The organism is Aestuariimicrobium soli (assembly GCF_051192575.1).
In the GTDB taxonomy this organism is placed as follows: Bacteria; Actinomycetota; Actinomycetes; order Propionibacteriales; family Propionibacteriaceae; genus Aestuariimicrobium; species Aestuariimicrobium soli.
The window spans coordinates 50299-65960 of record NZ_JBPJSQ010000006.1; the positions used below are offsets into that span (position 1 = coordinate 50299).

Sequence of the window (15662 nt, forward strand, 5' to 3'; positions counted from 1 at the left end):
GCAAACTCGCAGGAAAACGTTCGGCCCCCAGGAATTTTCCTGGGGGCCGAACGTTTCGGTGCCAGTCTGTGATTCTGGCCGGATGTGGTGCCGGTCTGTGGTTCTGGCCGGATGGGCTCAGTTCTGGTTGTACGTGGGCGGCTGGTAGCCCTGCTGACCACCCTGCTGGGGAGGAGTCGCCTGCGACTGGGGGTCCGGCTGGCCACCCTGCTGGTACTGGCCACCCTGCTGATACTGGGGCGGCTGGTAGCCCCCCTGCTCGGGAGCCTGCTGCGGGGCCTGCTGGTACTGCTGCTGCGGGGCCTGCTCCTGCTGGTACTGAGGAGCCTGCTGCTGGTACTGGGGAGCCTGGTAGTCCTGCTGCGGCGCCGACTGCTGGTACTGGGGAGCTTGGTACTGGGGAGCCTGATTCTGGGGAGCCTGATTCTGGGGAGCCTGCTGGTACTGCTGCTGCGGAGCCTGCTCGGGAGCACTCTGCTGCCAGGTGGGCTGGCTGGCCTGCTGCGGCAGCGCCTGCGGGGCCGACGGCTGCGACTGGGGGTCACCGGCGCGGTAGCTGATCTCGCCGAAGTTCACGTCGGGAGCCTGACGCACCGCCGGGTCGTTCACCTCGAAGTAGGTCGCCTTCTCGAAGTGGAACAGGTTCGCCACGATGTTGCTGGGAACCTGCTCGACCTTGGTGTTGTAGGCCCGCACGTTGGCGTTGTAGAACCGGCGGCCGGCGGCGATGCGGTCTTCGGTGTCGGTCAGCTCGCGCTGCAACTCCAGGAAGTTCTGGTTCGACTTGAGATCGGGGTAGGCCTCGACCGAGACCAGCAGGTTGCGCACGGCACCCGACAGGGCACCCTCCACCTGGGCCCGCTGCTCCGAGGGCACCTCGCCGTTGCCACCCTGGTGGGCCAGCGACGCGGCCTGGTTGCGCAGTCGGGTGACCTCCTCGAGGGTGTTGCGCTCGTGGGCGGCGTAGGCGCGCACGGTCTCGACCAGGTTCGGGATCAGCTCGTAGCGTCGGTTGAGCTCGACGTCGACCTGGCGCCACGACTCCTGGATCGTGTTCCGCATGCGGACGAAGCTGTTGTAGGGAGCCACGAAGAGCAGCAGGGCGATCGCGATGAGCGCGATGACAACGATGAGGATGACCCATTCCATGCCCGCAACCCTAGCGCCCGGGTGGGTCCCGACCGCGGTGATCGGCGAACCCCGATGGCGGTCGATGTGGTCAGCGATCACTCGTCCGGGCGCTCAGGCCCTAGGCTCGGCGACATGGCTGACCCGACCCTCGCCCACGACATCAACGCCACCTGCCGCCTGCGGGGCACCTTCACCCTGCGCTCCGGACAGGTCGCCGACACCTACTTCGACAAGTACCTGTTCGAGGCCCAGCCGGCGCTGCTGGAGAGGGTCTCGTCCGAGATGGTCGGTCTGGTTCCCGAGGGCACCGAGCTGCTGGGTGGTCTGGAACTCGGCGGTGTGCCGATCGCCACGATGGTGAGCGCGAAGACCGGGCTGCCGGCGCTGTTCGTGCGCAAGCAGGCCAAGACGTACGGCACCTGCAAGCTGGCCGAGGGCCCCGACGTCGCCGGCCGCCGAGTCACCCTGGTCGAAGACGTGATCACCACCGGCGGGGCCGTCCGTGACGCCACCCGGGCGCTGCGCGAGGCCGGGGCCATCGTCGAGCTCGTCGTCTGTGCCATCGACCGCTCCCCCGCGGGCGAGAATCCGCTCGCCGACGTGGGCCTCGAGGTGCGCTCGGTGCTCACCCGGGCCGACCTCGACGCCGCCGACCAGCAGGGCTGACCCGGCTCAGGCCGAGGGCTGCAGCACCGCGAAGGCCACCGAACGTTCGCGGGTGGCCAAGAGGTCCTGCGAACTCACCAGCGTCAGCAGTGACTCGGTCGGCACGGCGGACGGGTGCCCGGGCACGGCATCCATCACCCAGGTGTCGTCGCGGTCGACCGTGAGCTGCGCGGGAGCCACCTTCACCACGTAGGTCAGGGTGCGCAGGGCACCCGAGCCGTCCGACATGCGCAGGACGATGCGGTCACCGGTGCGCAGGTCGGGGAAGTGCCGCAACGGCGAGCCTCCGGTGAGCCGCAGCCCTGCGAGCACAGCGTTGCCGGGCTCCCCCGGCCAGGTGGTGCCGGGGTTCCAACCCAGCCCTCGACCGAGCCGGTCGGTGCCGGCCACGACCGGCCAGGTCAGTCCCAGCCGCGGGATCGTGATCACCCCGATCACCTGCCCCGGACGAGCCTGGGCCGATTCCGCCGGCGCCTGGGCGGGGCCGGCGGCGAATCTCGACATCGCCTCGCGCGCCCGGCTGCGGGCCAGCAGATCCGATCCGAATCCGAACCAGGCGCCCACCCCCGCCACGGCCACGGCAACCACCAGCAGTCCGATCAGGGTCCACCGCCACCACCCGTGTCGGGCGGAGTCCTTCGGGCGTGGCTGGGGCATGCGCGCCATTCTGCCCGACCGCCGGGGCGCTCAGAGGAACGCGAGTCGTCCCGAGGGTGGCGGCGGCGACTGCTCCGAGGCGCCGTCGTGGAAGGGCTGCGCCCCGCCGACGAGCGAGGTCAGGTGGTCACCGGTCACCACGCGGTAGGGGAAGGGCGCGCCCGCCGCCGCCCGGTTGAGCGCATCGATCGGCAGAGCCGCCCGCGAGGCGCCGATCACCACGTTGCCGAAGCGTCGTCCCTTCAACGTCGCCGACTCGGTCGACAGCGTCACCTCGCCGAAGTAGAGCTGCAGCCCGGCCACCACTCGCCTCGTCCAGGCGAAGGGATGGGTGTCGGTGACGTTCATCAGCACCTGCGCCGTGGGTCGGCAGATGCGGCGCAGGTCGGCGAAGAACTCCGCGGTGACCAGGTCGGCCGGCACACGCGCGCCGGCGAAGGCATCGACGATGACGACGTCGGCGTAGTCGTCGGGCATCGCCGCCACCCCGGCTCGCCCGTCGACGGGCCGCACCTTGATGCCCGAGTTGCGCGGCAGCGGGATCTGTTCGCGCACCGCCGCGGTGACGGCCTCGTCGGGCTCGCAGACGATCTGCGGCGAGGTCGGGCGGGTGTGCGCCACGTAGCGCGCCAAGGTCAGCCCGGCGCCGCCCAGGTGCACCACCCGGTACCGCTCCCCCGGCGGAGCGTGGTGATCGAGGTGCACCGCGATGCGCTGCATGTAGTCGAATTCGAGATGGGTGGGGTCGTCCGGGTCGACGTGCGACTGGTCGGTCGTGCCCATCCGCACGATCCAGCACCCCGGCTGGGCAGGGTCGGGCAGCAGTTCGAAACTCACCCTCCGATGGTGTCACGAGCCACCCACGGACGACCTGACACCACGTGACGTCATCAATGTCTTGACATGGCGTCATTGTGACGTCAGACTGATGTCATGGAACTTGCTCCCCACGTCGAGGCGCTCCGCCGAGACCTCGCCAATGCCGCATCGCTGGGCAATGACGAGGCCCAGGCCGCCGCCGCTCGTCTGCTCGTCGCACTCGATCCGTCGGTGCGACTCACGCTCGTCGACCTGCTCGCCACTGCCGCCGCGGAACTCTCCGCGACCCTGGGCGACACCGTGGTCGAGGTGCGTATGGCCGGCCGGGATCCGCACTTCGCGGTGACCCGCACCGGCACCGAAATCCCTCATCAGCCCGTGGTCGACGACGAGGACAGCTCGCTGACCCGCATCACGGTGCGCCTGCCCGAATCGCTCAAGAATCGCGCGGACGAGGCTGCCAACGGCCTCGGCCAATCCCTCAACACCTGGATCACCGACGCGGTGCGCCAGGCCCTCACCCCCCGCACCAACCACCATCCCGGTCGCCGCATGACCGGATGGGTCTGAAAGGAAGCACCATCATGACGTCACAACACACCACCTTCGCCGTCGAGGGCCCCATCCAGGCCAACCTCTCGACCCAGCGCGGCGACATCGTCGTCGACCTGCGGCCCGAGGTCACCGAGGCGACCGTCGACCTGCAGAGCGAGCGTGAGCTCGACCTCACCCCGTTCACGCCGACCTTCGACGACGGCCAGCTGGTGGTCGACTTGAGCCGCCTGCAGCGCGCCGGCTGGTTCGAGAACCACCGGGTGAGCATCAAGGTCACCCTGCCGGCCGACTCGGGAGTGCGTGGCAACACCGGCCAGGGAGACATCAGCGTGAGTGGTCGCCTCGGCGGCGGACGGATGACCACCGGCCAGGGCGACGTGACCGTCGCGGAGGCCCACGAACTGGTGGCCAAGACCGGCTCGGGTGACATCTCGGTGCAGACCGTGCACGGCACCCTCGAGCTGACCACCGGGTCGGGCGACATCAGCGTCGCCCAGAACTCGGCGTCGGTGAAGGCATCCACCGGGTCGGGCGACATCACCCTGGCCCGCGTGACCGGTGACGGCACCGTCAACACCGGGTCGGGCGACATCACCATCACCACCGTGCACACCGCACCCGAGGCCCAGGCCAAGCTCAACACCGGTTCGGGCGACATCACCGTGCGCGAGCTCACCGGGGGTGGCCTCAAGGCCAACACGGCCGCCGGCGACATCACCATCGGCGTTCGTCCGGGCATTCCCGTGTGGACCGACGTGAACACCCTGACCGGGCGGGTGTCGTCGAACCTGCAGGGGGCGGGCCAGCCGCGCGAGGGTGCCGATCACCTCGAGATTCGGGCGACCACCGTCACCGGCGACATCTCGCTGCGGGAGACGTCTCCCGTCAGCTGAGATCCCTCAGCGCAGGCCGACCTGATCGCCCAGCCGGGCGAGTTGGTACTCGAACAGGTCGTCCGTCGCGCGGACGGTGTCGCCGCCGAGCAGCCCGAACCGCTCGGCCGAGATGATGCCGACCAGCCCGACCCAACACGCGCACCGGCGTCGTGGGCGGCCTGCCAAATCTCCACCAGGCGCATCACCACCCGCGTGCCGGGGCCGGTCGTCCGCTCCACCGGCGCCAGATACCCGGGCACGGGGCTGCCGTGCAGCAGCGCCCACGTCGCCGGTTCACGCGCCGACCACTCCCGTAGCGTCCGACCGAGGACGATGAACCGCTGCCGGGGTGGTGCCTGCTCGAGGCCGGCCAGCGCCTCCCACGGCATCGGCCGCCTCGGTGTAGCCGTCGACCAGCAGCAGGGTGAGCAGATGTCATGAACCACCAGCTCGTCACCGGCGCCGGACCCGTCGGCGCCACCGTTGCCCTCGCACTGGCCGACGCCGGCCATCACGTGCGCCTGCTCACCCGCTCGGGCAGCGGGCCCGACCACCCCCTGATCGAACGCCGCCGGGCCGACGTGAACGACCGCACCGCGCTCGACGCCGCTCTCGAGGGGGCCGGCCCCGGCAGCGCGGTGTTCCACTGCATTCATGGCTCGGCCTACGACGCCCAGGTCTGGCGTCGCGAGCTGCCCGCCGCCGAACGGGTGGTGCTGGCCGCAGCCGGCGACCACGACCTGCCGGCGATCTTCCCGAGAGCCTGTACTCCTACGGCGACACCCACGGCCGGACGATGACCGAGGCCTCGCCGCGGGTCGCGGCGGGGGGCAAGGCCGGGGTGCGCTCCGACCTGCTGCGAGCCCGATCGGCCAGCCCGACCGCGACCGTCAGCGTGGTGGCCTCGGACTTCTACGGGCCGCGTGTGCGGGGGGCTCATGCCGGGGAGCGGTTGATGGTCCCGCTGTTGAAGGAGCGCACTCTGACCATGATCGGCAACCCTCGTCAGCCGCATTCGTGGACGTACGTGCCCGACCTGGCCGCCGCCATGGTGCGGGCGGCCGGCCTTCCCGAGCTGTAGGACAACCCCGCCCGCGACGCCGTCGTCCACGCCCCGACGGCGCCGGCGGTGAGCGGGCAGCAGCTGGTCGACCTCGCTGCCGACGTGGCCGGCGTGAAGCCTCGCCGGGTCTGGTCACTGCCGATCTGGCTGTTGACCGCCCTCGGCGTCGCCATGCCGGGCATGCGTGAGCTGGCCGAGACCGGGCACATGTTCACGCAGCCCTTCGTGATGGACTCGCGTGACTCCCAGCAGCGGCTCGGGCTCGACCCCACTCCCCTGGACGAAGGACTGCGCGCCACCCTCGCGTGGTGGCGCGCAGAGCTGTCACGCTGAGCGACTCACCTCGAGCCCGTCGAAGGTGTCGTTGACGTCGACCAGCACCGTGTCGCCGTCGGCGACCTCGCCGGCCAGCAGCTTGCGGGCCAGCGCGTCCTCGAGCGTCGTCTGGATCAGGCGACGCAGCGGCCGAGCGCCGTAGACCGGGTCGAAACCGGTGGCCGCCAGCCAGTCCTTGGCGCCGGGGGTGACGTCGATGGTGATGCGCCGCTCGGCCAGACGCTTGTTCACCTTCACCAGGTTGGTGTCGACGATCCGCGTCAGGTCGGCCGTGGTCAGCGGGTCGAAGAAGACCACGTCGTCGAGGCGGTTGAGGAACTCGGGGCGGAAGTTCTGCCGCACCACCCCCATCACCGCGTCGTGCTTGGCCTTGGCATCGAGATTCTGGTCGGCCAGGAACTGCGAACCCAGGTTCGAGGTCATGATCAGAATGGTGTTGCGGAAGTCGACCGTCCGCCCCTGCCCGTCGGTGAGGCGCCCGTCGTCGAGCACCTGGAGCAGGATGTTGAACAGGTCGGGGTGGGCCTTCTCGACCTCGTCGAGCAGCACCACCGAGTACGGACGACGCCGCACCGCCTCGGTGAGCTGGCCGCCCTCCTCGTAACCGACGTAGCCGGGAGGGGCACCCACGAGGCGCGAGACCGAGTGCTTCTCGGAGTACTCACTCATGTCGATGCGCACCATGGCCGACTCGTCGTCGAACAGGAACTCCGCCAACGACTTGGCCAGCTCGGTCTTGCCGACGCCGGTCGGCCCGAGGAACAGGAACGAACCGGTCGGACGATTCGGGTCGCTGATCCCGGCGCGGGAACGGCGCACCGCGTCGCTCACCGCGGTGACGGCCCGCTGCTGACCGATCAGACGCTCACCGAGGTGGGACTCCATGGTCAACAGCTTCTCGGACTCGCCCTGCAGCATCTTCCCGACCGGAATCCCGGTCCAGGCCGAGACCACGTCGGCGATGTCGTGCGAGCCAACCTCTTCGGAGACCATCTTCGGGGTGGTCTCCTCGGCCTCGGCGGCGGCCTCGAGCTGCTTGTCGAGCTCGGGGATGCGGCCGTACTGGATCTCGGCGGCCTTCGCGAGGTCGCCCTGCCGGACGAGCCGGTCGGCCTCGGTGCGCAGCTTGTCGATCTGCTCCTTGATCTCGCCCACCTTGTTCAAGCCGGACTTCTCGGCCTCCCAGCGCGCCTCGAGCCCACGCAGGGTCTCCTTGGCGTCGGCCAGGTCGGCCTGCAGTCGCTGCAGGCGGGCACGGGAGCCGGGGTCGTCCTCCTTGGTGAGCGCGAACTCCTCCATCGACATGCGGTCGACATTGCGGCGCAGCACGTCAATCTCTTCAGGGGAGGAGTCGATCTCCATGCGCAGCCGCGAGGCGGCCTCGTCGATCAGGTCGATGGCCTTGTCGGGCAGCTGTCGCGAGGTGATGTAGCGGCTCGACAGCGAGGCGGCCGCGACCAGCGCGCCGTCGGTGATGCGCACCTTGTGGTGGGCCTCGTAGCGTTCGCGCAGGCCACGCAGGATGGCGATGGTGTCCTCGACCGAGGGTTCGCCGACGTAGACCTGCTGGAAGCGGCGCTCCAGAGCCGGGTCCTTCTCGATGCGCTCGCGGTACTCGTCCAGCGTGGTGGCCCCGATCATGCGCAGTTCCCCGCGGGCCAGCATGGGCTTGAGCATGTTGCCGGCGTCCATGGAGCCCTCGCCGGTGGCGCCGGCGCCGACGACCGTGTGCAGCTCGTCGATGAACGTGATGATCTGGCCCTCGGCGTCGCGGATCTCATTGAGCACCGCCTTGAGGCGTTCCTCGAACTCGCCGCGGTACTTCGAGCCGGCGACCATGGAGGCGAGGTCGAGCGAGACGACCCGTCGTCCGCGCAGCGAGTCGGGCACGTCGCCGGCGATGACCCGCTGGGCCAGCCCCTCGACGACGGCGGTCTTGCCGACGCCGGGCTCGCCGATCAGCACGGGGTTGTTCTTGGAGCGGCGGGCCAGCACCTGCACGACTCGGCGAATCTCGGCGTCGCGACCGATCACAGGGTCGAGCTTGCCGTCGCGGGCGCGCTGGGTGAGGTCGACGGAGTACTTGTCGAGCGCCGACTCGCCACCCTCCGACTCGGCCGAGGTGACGCGCTTGTCGCCGCGGTTGGCCTGGAAGGCATCGGTGAGCTTCTTGGTGGTGGCGCCCAACTGGGTGAGGATCGAGCTGGCGTCGGAGGTGACGGTGGCCAGCGAGATCAGCAGGTGCTCGGTGGCGACGAACGAGTCACCGAGCGACTGCGCCCGGGTCTCGGCGTCGGCGAGCACGCGCGCGAACGGCCCCGACAGGGTGGGCTGCGAGACGGACGAGCCCTGCGCCGACGGCAGCTTCGCCATCGCGCCCTGGGCGGCCGCCTTCACGATCTGCGGATCGATCTTCAGGCTCTGCAGCAGCGCCGAGACCGTGTTGTCGGGGGTGAGCAGCAGGGCGTGCAACAGGTGGCTCGGCTCCGCCTGGGGGTTGCCCTGCGTGAGGGCGGTGCGGACCGCCGCCGAGACGGCGTCGCGGCTCATCGAGGTCAGCTTGTCAGTGTTCAAGGGTTCTCCTGGGATGGCTTCCGAGAGTTCTGGACGCAAAGTTGAGTCCACCTGACTCAACTCTAGTGCGCCGTCCACTATTCCGCTGGAAGGGGGCCCTCACAACCCCGGACGAACCCTGAGCGGTGACGCAATCGTGACTGCTCGACACCACTGAGGTGCCTCAGAGGGCGGTTCTGGGGCTCGAACAGTCACGATCGCGTCACGTCGATCGCGGCATGGCCATCAGCCGACGCGCGGCAACTTCACCCGCACCGGCGTTTCTGTCGGAGCTCGCTCCTAGGGTGGGCAACGCCTCGGGTGAGCGCCCGAGTGACGAGAGGAGCACCCTCATGCCCGTGCCCGGCGAACCGGTGTGGATGGAACTGACCACCTCCGACTCCGACAAGGCCACCCGCTTCTACGGCGAACTCTTCGGCTGGTCGTTCGACGACCAGGGTGAGGAGTTCGGCCACTACCAGATCATCAAGGCCGCGGGCACCGACATCGGCGGCGCCATGGTCAAGCAGGCCGAATGGGGCGAGATGCCCGACTCGTTCGCGCTCTACCTCAACTCTGTCGACATCGACGCCACCACCGCAGCCGTCCGCGAGGCCGGCGGTACCGTGCTGGTCGAGCCCATGGACATCGCCGATCAGGGTCGCATGGCCTTCTACCAGGACTCCAGTGGCGCCGCCGTGGGCGCCTGGCAGGGCGGCAGTCGTCCGAGCATGGCCAAGGGGGGCGCCTTCCAGACGTCGTGGTTCGAACTGATGACCAAGCAGTACGACGATGCCCTCGGCTTCTACCCACAGGTGTTCGGTGCCGCCGTCGCGCCCATGGTCGACCCCTCGGGCGAGGCCGGTGAGGAGTGGCGGTACTCGACCATCGGCGAGGGTCAGGGCGCCGTCGCGGGCATCTGCGACGCGGCCCCGTACCTGCCTGAGCAGGTACCGTCGTACTGGCGCCTCTACGTCAACGTGCCCGACGTCGACGAGACCATCGCGAAGGCAACCTCCCTCGGCGGCACGGTGCTCGATGGCCCCATCGACTCCCCCTTCGGACGACTGGCCACGGTTGCCGACGACCAGGGCGCCTCGTTCCAGGTGATCACACCGCCGCAGCGAGGCTGAGTCGCCGTCCGGCGGAACAGGTCGTCCGGACGGTCCGATGCTCAGCTGAGCTCGAGCCGGGTCGGCGCGTAGGCGCCGGCCTGGCCGACCGTCACGCCCGAGGTGCGCACGCCCTGGTCGATGGCGGGCGCCACCTCGTCCCACGTCGCGACCCGCAGTGAGGCCGCGGCCTCGGGCGAGCCCAGCAGCCCGGCGTCGAGGAGCGCCGACAACAGGCCCGCCATGAACGAGTCACCGGCGCCCACGGTGTCGACCACGTCAACGGCCGGACGATCCACCTCCCTCAGTTCCCCGTCGAGGGCGAGCATCGCCTTGACCGGCTCCGGCCCGCGGGTGACCACGACCAGGGCCGGCCCGCTGGCAGCCCATGCGCGGATCACGTTGTCTTCGATGGTGTCGGGGTAGAGCCACTCGATGTCTTCATCGGAGACCTTCACCACGTCGGCGGCAGCCACCAAGCCCTCGATGCGTGCGCGGACCAACTCCGGCGCCCCCATCAGGGCCGGCCGAACGTTGGGGTCGTACGACACGGTCGCCCGACCCCGCACGGTCGCCACCGCGTCGACCACGGCGTCCCCGCCGGGAGCGAGCGTGGCCGCGAACGATCCGGTGTGCAGGTGCCCGTAGTTGGCCAGGTCGTCGACGCCCAGGGGTGGCAGGCGCCACTCGAGCTCGAAGGTGTAACTGGCCCGGCCGTCGGCATCGACCTGGGCCAGAGCGATCGGGGTCGAGACGGCCGCGTCGCTGCCCTCGACCAGCCCCACGCCGGCGCCATCCATCACCTGCCGCAGGCGGCTACCGCGGTCATCTCGTCCGATCCAGGTGGCCAGGTCGACGGGATGGTCGAGACAGGCCAGACCGACGGCCACGTTGAGGGGCGACCCCCCGGGGTGCTCGGTCGGGGCCTCGGCCCCGGCCTGCTGCACGACGTCGACGAGTGCCTCACCGAGCACCAGCACGCGAGTGTTCATGCCACGACGATAGGGGGTCGCCACCGGTCACGTGGTCACCTTCACCGCCAGCGCCTTGCTGGAGGTCACTCCGGCGGCGTTCGAGAACTCGGCGACGTACGTGTGCGTGCCCTTCGCCCGACCCGTGAGCGCCACGCCAACCGACTGCTTCCCGGGCGAGGCCGCAGTCAGGTCACCTCTGGCGACCTCCACACCGTCCTCCAGGATCCGGTAGGCCGTGGCGTTGGTGCCCCACCACAGCGTGGCCGTCACGGTGTAGGCCCCGTCACCGTCCTTGTTCTCCGCGGCCAGCTGGGGCGACCCCGGCGTGGCATCGGTCACCACCACGGTCACGGGCTTGGTGGCGGTCACCCCAGCGGAGTTCGCCAGCTCACCGGTGAACACGTACGTACCGTTCACGAGGCCCGCCACGTCGACGGTGGCAGCCTGGGCCGACGGTGAGTGCATCGTCAGGGGCACGCGATCGACCAGCACTCCGTCTCGGTAGAGCCGGAAGATGCTGCCGTTGGCGCCGTGCCACAGGTTCATGGTCACGGTGAAGGTGCCATCCTTCAGGCCGGTGTCCCAGCCCTCGTCCGTGCTCAGCACCCCTTGCCCCGGTGCCACCGTGGCGCCGTCGGCGGCATCGGTCTCCGGCAGTCCGTAGACCTGCACCTCGACCAGACCTGCGGCCCAGGCAGCTGAACTGCCGTTGTGGTCGTTGACCACGGAGGTCACCCGCACCCGCACGTGCCGGTACCAGCCGTCGACCCGGTCACTGGTGAAGCCGACGGTGCGGTTGGCCCTGCGGTCGATCAGCGTTGACCACGTGGTGCCGTCCACGGAGCCCTCGAGCACGTAGCCCGAGTACGACTCCGAGCCGTTATAACTGCGCCAGCTGATGTCGACGCGAGACAGATCGGTCACGACCCCGAGGTCGACCTGCCAGGTGAACGGCACCGTGCCGTTCGGGGTGTAGTAGTGGCTGTTGTCGTAGCGATTGGTGGTGTAGGCGATGCCGTCGTTCGCAGCCCGGGCGGGTGTCAGGCCCGAGACCTCACCGGGATCGGCCACTCCGTCGGTGTAGCCCGCCGACAGCGACCCTGCCGGGCTCGCCGTCGCGGGCTTGCCCTGGGAGACCAGACGGTCGGCCTGATTGACGATGGCACCAGTCGAGGTGTCCAGCGACCAACGGTCGGTGTAGTCGAGCGTGACCGCCCGCGTGGCGGGGTCGATCTGCAAAGGCAGCCAGACGTAGGTCGAGGTGCCGAGCGCGCTCGGCACCCACCGGTCACCCATGTAGACCAACGAGCTGCCACCCTCGGTGCGCTGCACCTGCATGATCGAGGTGGGCTGCGACTTGAAGGTGGTGTTGTTGCCGACGTTCTGGTTGGCCGACCACGCCGAGGGGTCGGCAAGGTCGGTCGTAGTCGCGTACTTCAACTGGTTGGGGTACCAGCCCGACTGCCCCGAGGTGAACAGGTAGTAGACGCCGTCGAACTGGGTGATCGCGGCCGCCTCGCGGCTCTCGCCGTGGAAGAGCGGGTAGGAACCCGCGACGTCGGGCTGTGTGTAGTCGGCGGACAGCGGGTAGATGCGCAGTTGTTCGTGGGCTTCGGCCGAGATCAGCCAGCCGCGGCCGCGGTCGTCGACGTAGACCGTGAAGTCGCGGGACTGGTGGCCGCTGGGCACGTTGCCCGCCGCCCGATAGGCGGCTTCGGCGTGCTCCAGGTCGGGCTGGCTGCCCGAGGTGACCAGCGCCTCGATGGCCCGCTCCTGGTCCAGGTCCCAGACCGTGCCGGCACCGGGTCGTCCGTGGTAGGAAACCGCGTAGTCACCGTCGATGGTGGACGACGTGGCCACCACCACCTCGGAGGCCGCGTACGAGGTCGACGTCTCCCAGTGACCCCAGAGCACAAAGGTGTTGCTCGCCTCGTTGAACAGCAGCTTGGGCCGCTCGACCTTGCAGGTGGCCGACCCCCGCACGTTGCAGTCGAGGCCAGCGGCCTCGGGCTTGAGGATCTGGGCGACGAAGTCCCAGTTGAGCAGGTCCTTGGAACGGTAGAGGTTCACACCGTTGAAGGATGCCCCGTTGTGCGACTTGTCCTCACCGACCCAGTAGTACCAACCGCCGTGCTCGAGGAACCCGCCCCCGTGGGCCTGGATCACGTTGCCCGCGGTGTCGAACCAGGGCTGCCCGACCGGCACTGCGGTGTAGGGCCCGTCCTGCACCACGATGGTGTAGTCGGCGGTGGTCACGGGGCTGGTGACCCCATTGGTCACGGCGACCGCCTTGACCGTGGTCGACCGGTCGAGCACGAACGTCTCGGTGTAGAGCGTCCCATGGGTACGCGACGGGGTGCTGCCGTCGGTCGTGTAGTACACGACGGCCCCGGCCGCGGCAGTGATCGAGATCGTCTGGGGACGACCGTAGGTCGTGGCCGGCGACGGCGAGATCGTCGGCGCCACCGAGACGTCGGGGCTCAGGTCGAGGGTTTGGGCGCCCTGCGCCACGGCGAACCACGCCACGGATGCGCCCTGCCACGTGACGTTGCTGACCTGCAGCTTGACCCCGCCAGCGCCGTCGGTTGGCACCGTGAACCGACCCTGCATCGCCGAGGTGCGATTGGTGGGCGTGATCTGACCGGGCGTGCTGGTCACCACGGTCGTTGCGCGCCCCTGGCTGTCACTGATCGAGGCGCGCATCTCCCGATCGGTGGCACTCCACCACTCATGGATGCCCAGCGCCAGGGTGTAGTCACCGGCCGGCAGGGTGAGGTCGTAGGTGATGGTGTTGCCCGCACCGTTGAAGCCGTAGAGACCGTTCGCGTCCTTGTCACCCGCGTCTGTGCGCAGCCCGTCCTGACCCGAGTACCCCCATGCGACAGCCGCACTCTTGGCCTGGTCGGAGGCGTCGTTCAGCAACTCACCGCCGAGCAGACGCTTGGCGCCGGCGTGGGCCGCCGAACCGCTGGCCGCGGTGCCCGAGTCCACGTACCAGATCGTGTCGGGGGCGAGCGTCTCCACCGTGGCCGTGACCGGCGACGAGAGCCCGTCGACCTGCCCGTAGACCGTGTACGACTTGTACGGCTTGGCGAACGTCATGCCTGCCAGATCCCAGGCAACCGGGGCCTGGACCTGCTGGCCCTCCGCGGTGGTGACCGCCAGTTGGGCGGGCAGCGATGGCTGCCGTCCGACCTCGACGGCGTAGTTGGTCGGTTCGGCGACTCCCGTGAAGGTCTGGGCGTCGGCGTTCGGAGGTGAGACAAGGCCGGCCACCGTCAGCGCCGAGGTGGCCAGGGCCACTCCCAACGTGCGGAAGCGGAGTGACGTCGTTGTCATGGGGTTCCGTTCGGGGTCGAGCGCGTCGCCACGGTGTGGCCCACGTGACGTCGGACTGTGACGTTACATGTTTGCGCAATCATTCGATGCGGGAACACTAACCCGCTGCAACGGCGGCGTCCATGGGTCAGGCGAGAAAATCTCAGAGCGCAGGCGGGGTGGTCGTGCTCCCCCGCACCACGAGTGTGGTGGGCACGATCACCGGATCGGCCACCTCGCCGCGCTCAATGAGAGTGATCAACGCCCGCAGGGCCTGCACACCCACCTCGGCGAAGTTCTGGTGCACCGAGGTCAGCGGCGGCCAGAAGTTCCCCGACTCCGGGGTGTCGTCGAACCCGACGATGCTCATCTCGTCGGGCAGCCGCCGCCCGCGTTCGTGCAGGGCGTGCATCAGCCCCAGCGCCATCTGGTCGTTCGCGGCGAACACGGCCGTCGCGTCGGGCATGCGAGCCAGCCACTCGCCGGCGGCTCGTCCGCTGTCGGCCGACCAGTCACCGACGAACGGGACGGGCACGCGCAGCCCACGCTCCTCGAGCACCGCCTGCCAGGCCGCCAGCCGCCGCTGCGCGGAGTACGAGCCCTCGGGCCCCGCGATGTGGAAGACGGTCTCGTGCCCCAGATCGAGCAGGTGCTCGGTGGCCTGCCGCGCCCCCTGCGCCTGGTCGGTGTCGACGAACGGATGCGCCCCGTCGGCACTCGAATCGATCACCACCACCGGCATGCCGGGCGGAATGCGAATCGCCGCGTCGCGCGCGACGTGCGACTCGATCAGAATGATCACCCCGTCGACGGCCTGCTCGGCCAGCCGGTGGAAGGCACCTGACAGACTGGCCTCGGTGGCGGCCCGCAGCGAGATGAAACTCAGCGAATAACCGCCCCGATCGGCCTCGTCGGCGACCGCACTGAGGGTTCGCACGTTCCCGTACGAGGCCAGCGTGAACATGATCACGCCGATCGAGCGGTACCGCCCGTACTTGAGCGCGCGGGCGGCGCCATTGGGGCGGTAGCCGAGTTCCTGCATGGCCGCGACCACGCGCTCCTTCGTGGTCGGACGAACCCGGTCCGATCCGGTGGCCACCCTCGAAACGGTCTGGGCCGACACCCCCGCAGCCTTGGCGACGTCGGCCAGCGACGGCTCGCGACGCGGGCGCCCACCACCGGAGATCATGGGTAGACCCTAGGACCTCGGACGACTGTTCCGCTCACGCCCCATCAGCGACACCCTCGCCAGCCCTCGTCCGCGACTCACGACTGGTCGCGCACCGTCAGCCAGGCCTGCCACTCGTCCCAGACGTTCTCCGGATCGAGATCGGCGTACCCGCGCTGCTCGGCCATCTGCTCGGCCAGTCGCTTCGGCGACTTGATGCAGGTGGCGTGGTCGCGCACCTCGATCACCTCATCGAGGGTCAGGGGCGCACCCTTGTCACGCTCGACGGCGGTCAACACGGCGATCAGCGGCGGCACGAACTCGGGAACGAGATCGTCACGGTCGCCTGAGGCATCAGCTTCGGTCATGCTCCATGGTCACCCGACCGCGGGTCACCCATGGGACGAGTCCCCACGGCGCACGCCGTGCGGTTGA

16 protein-coding genes and 1 pseudogene are annotated in these 15662 nt (G+C 69.5%); 7 read left to right on the top strand and 10 right to left on the bottom strand.

Features of this window, described 5'->3' with window-relative positions; genetic code table 11:
• Positions 1–117 precede the first annotated feature (117 nt).
• Entirely contained in the window at positions 118–1149 is a 1032-nt protein-coding gene (locus ACSDQ9_RS07020; protein ID WP_435145423.1) for a LemA family protein, read from the bottom strand.
• Positions 1150–1263: 114 nt separating this feature from the next.
• On the opposite strand from ACSDQ9_RS07020, the gene pyrE reads away from it, so the two are divergent.
• The gene (gene pyrE, locus ACSDQ9_RS07025) at positions 1264–1797 is read left to right on the top strand and encodes an orotate phosphoribosyltransferase (protein ID WP_435145425.1); all 534 of its coding nucleotides are present in this window, start codon (positions 1264–1266) and stop codon (positions 1795–1797) included.
• 6 nt (positions 1798–1803) lie between these two features.
• Here the strand turns inward: pyrE and ACSDQ9_RS07030 are convergent, their stop codons facing one another.
• Both ACSDQ9_RS07030 and ACSDQ9_RS07035 read right to left on the bottom strand, forming a co-directional pair.
• Entirely contained in the window at positions 1804–2454 is a 651-nt protein-coding gene (locus tag ACSDQ9_RS07030; RefSeq protein ID WP_435145427.1) for a class E sortase, read from the bottom strand.
• 30 nt (positions 2455–2484) lie between these two features.
• A complete protein-coding gene (locus ACSDQ9_RS07035; protein ID WP_435146328.1) occupies positions 2485–3237 on the bottom strand; it encodes a spermidine synthase in 753 nt (250 codons plus the stop codon).
• Between the two features lie 150 nt (positions 3238–3387).
• Between ACSDQ9_RS07035 and ACSDQ9_RS07040 the strand changes: the two genes are divergently transcribed.
• On the top strand, positions 3388–3843 hold the full coding sequence (locus ACSDQ9_RS07040; RefSeq protein ID WP_435145430.1) for a toxin-antitoxin system HicB family antitoxin: 456 nt from the start codon (positions 3388–3390) through the stop codon (positions 3841–3843).
• 14 nt (positions 3844–3857) lie between these two features.
• Complete coding sequence (locus ACSDQ9_RS07045; RefSeq protein WP_435145433.1) at positions 3858–4721, top strand: DUF4097 family beta strand repeat-containing protein; 864 nt, start codon at positions 3858–3860, stop codon at positions 4719–4721.
• 6 nt (positions 4722–4727) lie between these two features.
• Here ACSDQ9_RS07045 and ACSDQ9_RS07050 read toward each other — a convergent pair whose 3' ends face one another.
• Both ACSDQ9_RS07050 and ACSDQ9_RS07055 read right to left on the bottom strand, forming a co-directional pair.
• Positions 4728–4889 (bottom strand): hypothetical protein, encoded by a 162-nt coding sequence (locus tag ACSDQ9_RS07050; protein ID WP_435146356.1) that lies wholly within the window; start codon positions 4887–4889, stop codon positions 4728–4730.
• 29 nt (positions 4890–4918) lie between these two features.
• Positions 4919–5215, bottom strand: a pseudogene (locus tag ACSDQ9_RS07055) (TetR-like C-terminal domain-containing protein); the annotation flags it as partial.
• On the opposite strand from ACSDQ9_RS07055, the gene ACSDQ9_RS07060 reads away from it, so the two are divergent.
• The 3 genes from ACSDQ9_RS07060 to ACSDQ9_RS07070 are packed head-to-tail and all read left to right on the top strand — an operon-like array spanning position 5141 to position 6099.
• A complete protein-coding gene (locus tag ACSDQ9_RS07060; protein ID WP_435145436.1) occupies positions 5141–5503 on the top strand; it encodes an NAD-dependent epimerase/dehydratase family protein in 363 nt (120 codons plus the stop codon). The pseudogene ACSDQ9_RS07055 and the gene ACSDQ9_RS07060 sit on opposite strands and share 75 nt — an antisense overlap.
• Positions 5500–5784 (top strand): NAD-dependent epimerase/dehydratase family protein, encoded by a 285-nt coding sequence (locus ACSDQ9_RS07065; protein ID WP_435145439.1) that lies wholly within the window; start codon positions 5500–5502, stop codon positions 5782–5784. Before ACSDQ9_RS07060 ends, ACSDQ9_RS07065 begins: the two co-directional genes overlap by 4 nt.
• A gap of 48 nt (positions 5785–5832) precedes the next feature.
• Positions 5833–6099: a Rossmann-fold NAD(P)-binding domain-containing protein gene (locus tag ACSDQ9_RS07070; RefSeq protein WP_435145442.1), complete on the top strand. Its 267-nt coding sequence runs from the start codon at positions 5833–5835 to the stop codon at positions 6097–6099.
• On the opposite strand, the gene clpB is transcribed toward ACSDQ9_RS07070, so the two are convergent.
• Positions 6091–8652, bottom strand: coding sequence for an ATP-dependent chaperone ClpB (gene clpB / locus ACSDQ9_RS07075; protein WP_435146330.1), 2562 nt, complete (start codon positions 8650–8652; stop codon positions 6091–6093). The genes ACSDQ9_RS07070 and clpB overlap by 9 nt on opposite strands.
• A 356-nt stretch (positions 8653–9008) precedes the next feature.
• On the opposite strand from clpB, the gene ACSDQ9_RS07080 reads away from it, so the two are divergent.
• Entirely contained in the window at positions 9009–9788 is a 780-nt protein-coding gene (locus ACSDQ9_RS07080) for a VOC family protein (protein ID WP_435145445.1), read from the top strand.
• A gap of 41 nt (positions 9789–9829) precedes the next feature.
• Here the strand turns inward: ACSDQ9_RS07080 and ACSDQ9_RS07085 are convergent, their stop codons facing one another.
• The 4 genes from ACSDQ9_RS07085 to ACSDQ9_RS07100 form a co-directional block, all read right to left on the bottom strand.
• Positions 9830–10759, bottom strand: coding sequence for a carbohydrate kinase family protein (locus tag ACSDQ9_RS07085; protein ID WP_435145447.1), 930 nt, complete (start codon positions 10757–10759; stop codon positions 9830–9832).
• Positions 10760–10786: 27 nt separating this feature from the next.
• Positions 10787–14080: an FN3 associated domain-containing protein gene (locus ACSDQ9_RS07090; protein ID WP_435145449.1), complete on the bottom strand. Its 3294-nt coding sequence runs from the start codon at positions 14078–14080 to the stop codon at positions 10787–10789.
• A gap of 142 nt (positions 14081–14222) precedes the next feature.
• Positions 14223–15248: a LacI family DNA-binding transcriptional regulator gene (locus ACSDQ9_RS07095; RefSeq protein ID WP_435145451.1), complete on the bottom strand. Its 1026-nt coding sequence runs from the start codon at positions 15246–15248 to the stop codon at positions 14223–14225.
• Positions 15249–15325: 77 nt separating this feature from the next.
• Positions 15326–15595, bottom strand: a complete 270-nt coding sequence (locus ACSDQ9_RS07100; protein ID WP_435145454.1) for a hypothetical protein — start codon at positions 15593–15595, stop codon at positions 15326–15328.
• Between the last annotated feature and the right edge of the window lie 67 nt (positions 15596–15662).

Bases quoted from the DNA above. Each gene is read 5' to 3' on its own strand.
- ACSDQ9_RS07065 (WP_435145439.1), top strand. From the start codon at position 5,500: ATGACCGAGGCCTCGCCGCGGGTCGCGGCGGGGGGCAAGGCCGGGGTG.
- ACSDQ9_RS07035 (WP_435146328.1), bottom strand. From the start codon at position 3,237: ATGGGCACGACCGACCAGTCGCACGTCGACCCGGACGACCCCACCCAT.
- clpB (WP_435146330.1), bottom strand. From the start codon at position 8,652: ATGAGCCGCGACGCCGTCTCGGCGGCGGTCCGCACCGCCCTCACGCAG.
- ACSDQ9_RS07095 (WP_435145451.1), bottom strand. From the start codon at position 15,248: ATGATCTCCGGTGGTGGGCGCCCGCGTCGCGAGCCGTCGCTGGCCGAC.
- ACSDQ9_RS07100 (WP_435145454.1), bottom strand. From the start codon at position 15,595: ATGACCGAAGCTGATGCCTCAGGCGACCGTGACGATCTCGTTCCCGAG.
- ACSDQ9_RS07085 (WP_435145447.1), bottom strand. From the start codon at position 10,759: ATGAACACTCGCGTGCTGGTGCTCGGTGAGGCACTCGTCGACGTCGTG.
- pyrE (WP_435145425.1), top strand. From the start codon at position 1,264: ATGGCTGACCCGACCCTCGCCCACGACATCAACGCCACCTGCCGCCTG.
- ACSDQ9_RS07020 (WP_435145423.1), bottom strand. From the start codon at position 1,149: ATGGAATGGGTCATCCTCATCGTTGTCATCGCGCTCATCGCGATCGCC.
- ACSDQ9_RS07090 (WP_435145449.1), bottom strand. From the start codon at position 14,080: ATGACAACGACGTCACTCCGCTTCCGCACGTTGGGAGTGGCCCTGGCC.
- ACSDQ9_RS07040 (WP_435145430.1), top strand. From the start codon at position 3,388: ATGGAACTTGCTCCCCACGTCGAGGCGCTCCGCCGAGACCTCGCCAAT.
- ACSDQ9_RS07080 (WP_435145445.1), top strand. From the start codon at position 9,009: ATGCCCGTGCCCGGCGAACCGGTGTGGATGGAACTGACCACCTCCGAC.
- ACSDQ9_RS07060 (WP_435145436.1), top strand. From the start codon at position 5,141: ATGAACCACCAGCTCGTCACCGGCGCCGGACCCGTCGGCGCCACCGTT.
- ACSDQ9_RS07030 (WP_435145427.1), bottom strand. From the start codon at position 2,454: ATGCCCCAGCCACGCCCGAAGGACTCCGCCCGACACGGGTGGTGGCGG.
- ACSDQ9_RS07045 (WP_435145433.1), top strand. From the start codon at position 3,858: ATGACGTCACAACACACCACCTTCGCCGTCGAGGGCCCCATCCAGGCC.